General features: G+C 35.7%; 9 protein-coding genes and 2 tRNA genes (1 of these 11 cut by a window edge). 9 read left to right on the forward strand and 2 right to left on the reverse strand.

Annotated elements, in window-relative coordinates; translation table 11 throughout:
• The 6 genes from HS5_RS14305 to HS5_RS14330 all read left to right on the forward strand — a co-directional run bounded on the left by HS5_RS14305 (position 1) and on the right by HS5_RS14330 (position 3,658).
• Positions 1 to 774, forward strand: a complete 774-nt coding sequence (locus HS5_RS14305; RefSeq protein ID WP_236752026.1) for an SDR family oxidoreductase — start codon at positions 1 to 3, stop codon at positions 772 to 774.
• A 144-nt stretch (positions 775 to 918) separates the two neighbouring features.
• A complete protein-coding gene (locus HS5_RS14310; protein ID WP_236752027.1) occupies positions 919 to 1,098 on the forward strand; it encodes a chromatin protein Cren7 in 180 nt (59 codons plus the stop codon).
• 31 nt (positions 1,099 to 1,129) lie between these two features.
• A complete protein-coding gene (pyrH, locus tag HS5_RS14315) occupies positions 1,130 to 1,810 on the forward strand; it encodes a UMP kinase (RefSeq protein WP_236752028.1) in 681 nt (226 codons plus the stop codon).
• Positions 1,811 to 1,812: 2 nt separating this feature from the next.
• Complete coding sequence (locus HS5_RS14320) at positions 1,813 to 2,088, forward strand: hypothetical protein (protein ID WP_236752029.1); 276 nt, start codon at positions 1,813 to 1,815, stop codon at positions 2,086 to 2,088.
• A gap of 70 nt (positions 2,089 to 2,158) precedes the next feature.
• The gene (gene lysS, locus HS5_RS14325) at positions 2,159 to 3,541 is read left to right on the forward strand and encodes a homocitrate synthase (RefSeq protein WP_236753606.1); all 1,383 of its coding nucleotides are present in this window, start codon (positions 2,159 to 2,161) and stop codon (positions 3,539 to 3,541) included.
• A 34-nt stretch (positions 3,542 to 3,575) separates the two neighbouring features.
• Positions 3,576 to 3,658: transfer RNA gene (locus tag HS5_RS14330), tRNA-Leu, on the forward strand.
• 572 nt (positions 3,659 to 4,230) lie between these two features.
• Here the strand turns inward: HS5_RS14330 and HS5_RS14335 are convergent.
• Positions 4,231 to 4,575: a hypothetical protein gene (locus tag HS5_RS14335; RefSeq protein ID WP_236752030.1), complete on the reverse strand. Its 345-nt coding sequence runs from the start codon at positions 4,573 to 4,575 to the stop codon at positions 4,231 to 4,233.
• 1,015 nt (positions 4,576 to 5,590) lie between these two features.
• On the opposite strand from HS5_RS14335, the gene HS5_RS14340 reads away from it, so the two are divergent.
• From HS5_RS14340 to HS5_RS14350, 3 genes are all read left to right on the forward strand, one after another.
• Positions 5,591 to 5,845 carry a DUF4898 domain-containing protein gene (locus tag HS5_RS14340; RefSeq protein WP_236752031.1) on the forward strand — a complete coding sequence of 85 codons (255 nt, stop codon included), beginning with the start codon at positions 5,591 to 5,593 and terminating at the stop codon, positions 5,843 to 5,845.
• Positions 5,846 to 5,889: 44 nt separating this feature from the next.
• Positions 5,890 to 6,543: a hypothetical protein gene (locus tag HS5_RS14345; protein ID WP_236752032.1), complete on the forward strand. Its 654-nt coding sequence runs from the start codon at positions 5,890 to 5,892 to the stop codon at positions 6,541 to 6,543.
• A gap of 62 nt (positions 6,544 to 6,605) precedes the next feature.
• Positions 6,606 to 6,737: transfer RNA gene (locus tag HS5_RS14350), tRNA-Trp, on the forward strand.
• A 132-nt stretch (positions 6,738 to 6,869) separates the two neighbouring features.
• Here HS5_RS14350 and HS5_RS14355 read toward each other — a convergent pair.
• On the reverse strand, positions 6,870 to 7,180 hold the 3' portion of the coding sequence (locus HS5_RS14355; protein ID WP_236752033.1) for a hypothetical protein. The gene runs 46 nt beyond the window's last position; only the last 311 of its 357 coding nucleotides appear in the window; its start codon lies off the right edge, out of view — the gene reads right to left on this strand; the stop codon is at positions 6,870 to 6,872.

The following is a 7,180-nucleotide window of genomic DNA, read 5'->3' on the forward strand; positions in this document are numbered from 1 at the left end:
ATGAAGAGAGCACTAATAACTGCCTCGACTGAAGGAATAGGTAAAGGCATTGCAAAAGCCTTAGCAAAACAAAGCTTCTCCCTCGTAGTAACCTCAAGGTCTGAAGAAAAAGTAAAATATACTGTAGAGGAACTGAGGAAAATCAATCCCTCGGTATGGGGAAAAACATCTGACATGATCAACTTAAAAAGTCTGGAAGGGCTAGTCTCCTTTACTTTAGCTACACTAGGAGGAATAGACCTCCTAGTAGTAAACACAGGAAATCCCATTAAAGAACCTTCACTCTTTGAGGAAACTACAGATGAAGATTGGGAATATTCAGTAAAACTTTACTTACTCAGCGTAGTAAAACTAACAAGACTTGTTTTACCTAAAATGAAAGAACAACACTTCGGTAGGATAATTTACCTCTCTTCATGGACCGTAAAAGAACCCCAGGACATTTTTGTCCTCGCAGACGTTTCAAGAGCTCCTTTAATACAGTTGGCAAAGATACTCTCAAGAGATTACGGTAAATACAATATTACGTTTAATGTAGTGCTAATGGGGAGCTTCAATACCCCTGGAGCTAGAAGGGGAATTGAAAGACTTGCTAAAAAAAGGAATAAGCCATTTGATGAAGTATGGAAGGAAGAAGTACTAGATAGGATACCTATAGGAAGGATAGGAGATGTTGAGAATGACTTAGGAAAACTGATTCTCTTCCTCTACGATTCAGAGTACATTACTGGGACTTCAATATTAATAGATGGAGGAAATACTAAAGCAGTATAAGGCAGGAAATGCTTACCGGCAATTCTCTCATAAGGTAATACTTTAAGGCAATCCTTCACTATTACTCTTGAAGGATTGATGGGATTATCAATTAGAACACTCATGGAAAGGTTTTTAACCTAAATGCCTCAACATAAAATTGACATGAGCTCTAAAAAGACATTAAAAGTAAAAACTCCATCAGGAAAAGAAGTGGAACTAAGTCCGGAAAAAGCTTGGTCATTAGCGCCTAAAGGAAGGAAAGGAGTAAAAATAGGTCTATTTAAAGACCCTGAGACAGGAAAATACTTCAGAAGGAAATTACCAGACGACTACCAAATCTAAACTTTTTTACCGTACTTTTCTTCTTATGTTGATGAAACTCGTCTTAAAATTAAGCGGGAAAATATTTGATGAAGAAGACCCACAGAAACTTATCACATTGAAGGAAGTAGTAAAAGAGCTAACAAGCGAAGGTCATAGAGTAGGAATAGTGACAGGAGGAGGAAGTACGGCAAGGAAATATATTTCCTTAGCTAGGAAAATGGGTTCAAATGAAGCTTACCTGGATTTGCTGGGAATATGGGCTTCTAGACTAAATGCTTACCTAGTAGTTTTCTCATTAAATGATTTAGCTTACATGAAAGTACCGGAAAGTTTAGAAGACTTCATACAAGCCTGGTCTTACGGTAAAGTCGTAGTTACAGGCGGTTTCCAGCCTGGGCAATCAACCGCAGCAGTATCAGCTTTAGTTGCTGAAGCATCAAATACAGACATATTAATTATAGCAACAAACGTTGATGGAGTTTACGACAGAGATCCTAGAGTTTACAAAGACGCAAAGCTTTTGTTAAAGATCAACACTGAAAAGCTTAAGGAAATTTTAGAAAATACACAGTCAGTCAAGGCAGGGACTTACGAGCTTTTAGATCCTATGGCAATAAAAATAATTGAAAGATCGAAAATTAAAGTCATAGTAATGAATTATAACAAACTCGGTAAACTAAAAGATATAATAGCCGGGAAAGAAATTTCAACTCTAGTGGAGCCAGAGTAATAATGTCAGTCCTGGATCAAGAAGAATTCATACAATTGAGGAAATTCAAAGGAAAGACGGACAAAGAAGAAGTAAGGAAAATACTAGATGAAATAGAAGAGCAAGTTAGCAAGGGAGTATCTTTGCGCTCATCAATAATCTTCACTTATGCAAATTATGTTGAAGAAATAAGAAAAAATAAGGATTTTTATTCACTTATATCAGCTATTTTGGAGAAATATTCCCCTAAATTGGGGATAGAGAATGTAATGGAATTAATAATTAGTACAGTCTCATAGTTCGAAAAACGAACGCTCAATTACAGTGTAACTTAAATTGCCTTTCCAAAGATAGACATTTTTAGGTGCGATTTTGAAAGTAGGAATCTTAGACTCAACGCTAAGAGAAGGAGAACAAACACCAGGAGTAGTATTTACAACAGAACAAAGAGTAGAAATTGCTAAAGCATTATCAGAGCTAGGTGTAGCAATGATAGAAGCCGGGCATCCGGCAGTTTCACCGGACATTTACGAAGGAATAAAAAGGATAGTAAAACTAAAGAAAGAAGGAGAAATAAACTCAGAAGTAGTAGGTCACAGCAGGGCAATTAAAAAAGATATTGAAGTAGCTGCAGAACTTGAAGTTGACAGGATAGCGATATTCTACGGAATAAGCGACATTCACTTAAAAGCAAAGACCGGGAAAACAAGGGAAGAAGCACTCAGCATAATTGCTGAGGCTGTTTCTTATGCTAAAGAACACGGAACAAAAATTAGGTTTACAGCAGAAGACGCTACAAGGGCAGACTTAGAATACTTAACGCAAGTAATAAAAACTGCAAGAGACGCAGGCGCAGACAGGGTAGGCATTGCAGACACTGTAGGGATACTCTATCCTGAAAAGACCAGAGAGTTATTCTCTTATTTATCAAAAATTCCCGGTGTTGAGTACGACATTCACGCTCACAACGATTTAGGTCTAGCAGTAGCAAATTCCTTAGCTGCGGTAGAAGGAGGAGCAACAATAATTCATGCAACTGTTAATGGACTGGGTGAGAGAGTAGGAATAACCCCTCTACAAGTAGTCTCTGCAGCATTAAAATACCACTTTAACGTTGATGCAGTTAAGTTAGAGTTATTACCTAAGGTTGCAAGTTTAATAGAAAAATACAGTGGAATTCCTACCCCACCTAACTTCCCAATAACCGGAGACTACGCATTCCTGCACAAGGCTGGAATTCACGTGCAAGGAATACTTCATGATCCAAGAACTTACGAGTTCATGCCTCCAGAAACTTTCGGAAGAAGCAGGGATTACGTAATTGATAAATACACAGGAAAGCATGCGCTGAAGGACAGGTTTGAAAGGTTAGGAGTTGAATTATCGGAAGAAGAACTCGAGCAGGTCTTAGCTAAAATAAAATCCGCTCCCAACGTAAGGTTTTACAGAGACGTTGATTTACTTGAGATAGCTGAGGATGTAACAGGGAAGATACTGAAGCCAAGGCCTCCCGAAAAAGTTGAGGCTTTAATTTCAATAAAGTGCGATTCAAACGTTTACACTACAGCAGTTACTAGAAAAATATCTGTAATTTCCGGAGTAAAAGAAGTAATGGAGATCTCAGGAGACTATGATATTTTAGCAAAAATAGAGGCAAAGGATCCAACAGAACTTAACAATATTGTAGAAAACATAAGGTCTGTAAAAGGAGTCTCCTCAACCCTTACCTCTTTAGTATTGAAGAAAATGTGAAAGCTTTTTAAAAATAAAGCAGAATATTTAATTCGCGGGTGTGCCCGAGCGGCCCAAGGGGGCGGACTCAAGATCCGCTGGCGTAGGCCATCCGGGGTTCAAATCCCCGCACCCGCATTGTGGGTGCACGCCCCCTACTTTTATGTAAGTTTCTATTATCCTATCTAAGGAACTTAGATAACGGTCTCTTCTCTAGCCTCCTCGCTCTTCTTTATAATGTAACATAATACTTTCCCTTATTCTGATATCACCAAATGTGAAAACTTTACTAGTCATAGCTTATTAGTTAGTTTAAAAGAATCACCTACTAGGTTAAAACTCAGAGATGTAGATTCTCACAAAAACACATACTATATACAGATCAATATGTTATCGAAAGTTAAGAAATACAAACATAAAAGGATAAGGAAGGCTTCACTAAAGAACACAACCTTATAAGAGGTCTATTTGCATCCGTTTTACTCTTCTTTATCCTTTTCAAAAAGAGATAATTAAACCCAAATAGAAAAACCTATTACAATACTTAATGTCAATAGGATTGGAATAAACTAAATTAGGAAAATTAACAAAGGATTTATTCCGACTAACCTAGTAAGCCCTCTACTTTCAATAAAAATATCATAAAACTATAATTCGTAATTGTCCAATTTAAATACTGCAAGCAAAAAGAGTTTGACTTTATAAGGAGCCTATTTACGCCTAATTAGGAGGAAGGCTATTAGGAGTAGCACTACACTGGCTACCAACATTTCAACCCATAGGTTTGCGTAGTAAGGCGGTGGGATTGTAGTAGTCTCTGTTTGGTGGCTAGTAATTGTCGCAGTACCATTATAAAAAGCAGTACCGTTAAAAAAAACAGTATAAGTACAGCTGAGTCCATAAAGATCAGGATATGCGAAAGGAGGTAGAGTTTCTGTCCTCGTTTGTGTAACAACCTTCGTGATAACTGTAGAGTGGTCTAAATGGTAGGAGTAGATTGCCAAACCTATTAGGGCTATTGCTATCAACAGAATAGCAAATACTCCTTTCTTCATTACATGAAATAAAAAATTAATACCTTATATTTATATTCCGAATACTTTAGTATTTAGTGCTCATATGTCCTTGGGCTATGTTGCTATACGCTTAATATATCCAGGTGAGCAAGGCGAATGACAATTAATACAGTTAGGTAAAAATCAGTAAACACTGCACATACTCTTTTACCCCCATTACGTACATGAGGATAGCCGAAGCAATCTAACAATATTCGATTATGCAACACAGTTTAGAGGGTGATCTAATCTTATTTCTACCCCGCGATTAGTATTTGTGGTTAACGTAGAAATTAATTGGTATAAACCATAGTGCGGTAATGCATATATCGCCGAATAATTTACATGCATAAAGACTGTCCTATAATTGATAAGAACCAATGCATATCACAAAGAAGGAATTGTACGGCGATATTTTCGAAAAATAGTTGTATTTCATCATTCATTAATAAGTTACTTATAAATTGAGATAAAAGGAATTAGTTCATCAAGTTGATAAAACTCACGTATTCATTAAGGTCAGGGTAATTCAAGTTTACATTGTGAATTTGAGTAATAGAGAATTATATAAAGAGATATCCGAGAATTATCATACTGACTGAACATGTTTGACGAGCATAGGTCATGTACTGTTCCATGTTTACCCTTGACCTTCAAGATCTGACTAAGTATAATTGCGAGTAAAGCTATATGTGACCATTCTACTTACTATTTCGCTAATGTAAGTGAAGGAAGTTTACTACCTTAGTAGTTTTAAATCCTATCACAAAGTAACTTGACTATGCGGATCTTCATGATTAAACCACTTTAATTTCCTCTAATAAGGCAATATTAATCTAATTACCTTTATTGTAAAGTTAACTAGGTTACTCCAACTTACAAGCACTTAGAAGGAAGCTGGATACAATTCTGGCAAGTCACTCCTACATTAAATTACCATAAATTAAAACTGATATAAAAATTCCGTGTATTATATAGTTAATTTTATAAGTACATAAGCAAAAACTTTATAAGAATGACTTATGCTGTGGAGACATCAATAGAGAACTGCGGTAAAATAAAGAAAGTCCCACCATCGCTTATTACTAATTATGAGAAATTCCTAAACTTCTTTCTACCGCGCTCTATAAGTGAGCTTACAATTATACTACCTTACGAAATGATGGACGATTCAGGAAAAATAAGGGAAGCTGTAACAAAAACAAGACCTTCTTGTATAGTTAAAATCTTGATAAATAAGGACTCAAAGGAAATTATATTCTGTCTATGAATAGAAAGGTAAAGTTTTAATTATATGGATCAGAGAGTTCTGCAATGGTAAAAAAGAGTAAGGAGCTACAGATATTTGGTGCTATCCGCAGTTTTATTAACCCGTTTTTAGCCTTCAGAAGAAAAAACAAGGAATGGTTGCCCTATATATTAACTCCTTTATTGGAGGAAACTGTTAAGCAATATTTAGAGTTATATGAGCATCTTTGTTTATCAGAACCAGAAAATGATTACTGTAAGGATTCTAAAAAAGGTTTTTACAATTTCCTTTCAGATATATTACAAGCGGTTTTTCTCCAAATTTCTTCCTTTGATTCGACGAAAGTCTTAAAATATTTGAACCCATTAAAAAGCCGCGGAATTCACTTTATTCCAATATATAATCAAGATTTAGGAGACGGATTGGTTAAGGAAAATTTAATAGAGAAGGTAGTAGATATCTATTTAAATACAATACAACCTAAAAATTTAGCCGAATCTATGGGAATATTAAACTTTATTTCGACAATAGCAACAATTACTACACAGAAGGACGGGATTTGTGAAGAGCTTAGCATAACTTTCAAATATAAACAAGAGGAAGAAAAAGAAAAGGACTTAGTAAGAAATTACGCTAAAATCATAGCAAGCAAAATGGGTTACGAAATAAAAGGAGTGCAGGTAGATCCAACAATAATAAAATTACGTTGTTGCAAATGACTTTTAACCAATGTAAACTTTATTACTTCTTTCCACAAAATTCATTTCAGATGACATATAATGGGCCCATAGCTCAGCTAGGTAGAGTGCTGGGCTCCAGATGAAAAACATTGGGTCTTCAGACCGAAAGGGATGAAGTACATCTGGAAATTGGAGAGACCCAGTGGTCCGGGGTTCGAGTCCCCGTGGGCCCATTATCTAACCCCGGTACTAAAAGACGCTATGCTTATACAATGCAGTTAAAAGTTCCCCATATGTGACGCTTAAGTACCATTAATGAAGGAAACCCTTCATTAAGTACGTCCCTTATCTCGTTACAAAGTTTTTCATCTGCATATTCCGTCGTCTAAAAGAAATATACCTACGTCTTTACAAACCTCGTATTTTTTCAAAGTGCTAAGTATAACTATTTTCCTTTTAAGATCATTAATAACGTCCCATGTAGTTGGAAAATAATGATAGTACTTAAATTCTGCACAGAATAAAAAGGGAGGTTTATTTTCAGTTATTATTAAATCCATTTCACGAAACCATTCTCTATTTAAGTAAAGCTCATTCCTAAGATAAGTGACCGCATTATCTAATTTAGTACTAAAATCTTTTATAACACTAAAATTACTAGGTTTCAGTTCGTAGT

Origin of the sequence: Acidianus sp. HS-5, from assembly GCF_021655615.1 — an archaeon.
Classification (GTDB): Archaea; Thermoproteota; Thermoprotei_A; order Sulfolobales; family Sulfolobaceae; genus Acidianus.

Bases quoted from the DNA above. Each gene is read 5' to 3' on its own strand.
- HS5_RS14305 (WP_236752026.1), top strand. From the start codon at position 1: ATGAAGAGAGCACTAATAACTGCCTCGACTGAAGGAATAGGTAAAGGC.
- HS5_RS14310 (WP_236752027.1), top strand. From the start codon at position 919: ATGAGCTCTAAAAAGACATTAAAAGTAAAAACTCCATCAGGAAAAGAA.
- pyrH (WP_236752028.1), top strand. From the start codon at position 1,130: ATGAAACTCGTCTTAAAATTAAGCGGGAAAATATTTGATGAAGAAGAC.
- HS5_RS14320 (WP_236752029.1), top strand. From the start codon at position 1,813: ATGTCAGTCCTGGATCAAGAAGAATTCATACAATTGAGGAAATTCAAA.
- HS5_RS14335 (WP_236752030.1), bottom strand. From the start codon at position 4,575: ATGAAGAAAGGAGTATTTGCTATTCTGTTGATAGCAATAGCCCTAATA.
- HS5_RS14340 (WP_236752031.1), top strand. From the start codon at position 5,591: ATGACTTATGCTGTGGAGACATCAATAGAGAACTGCGGTAAAATAAAG.
- HS5_RS14345 (WP_236752032.1), top strand. From the start codon at position 5,890: ATGGTAAAAAAGAGTAAGGAGCTACAGATATTTGGTGCTATCCGCAGT.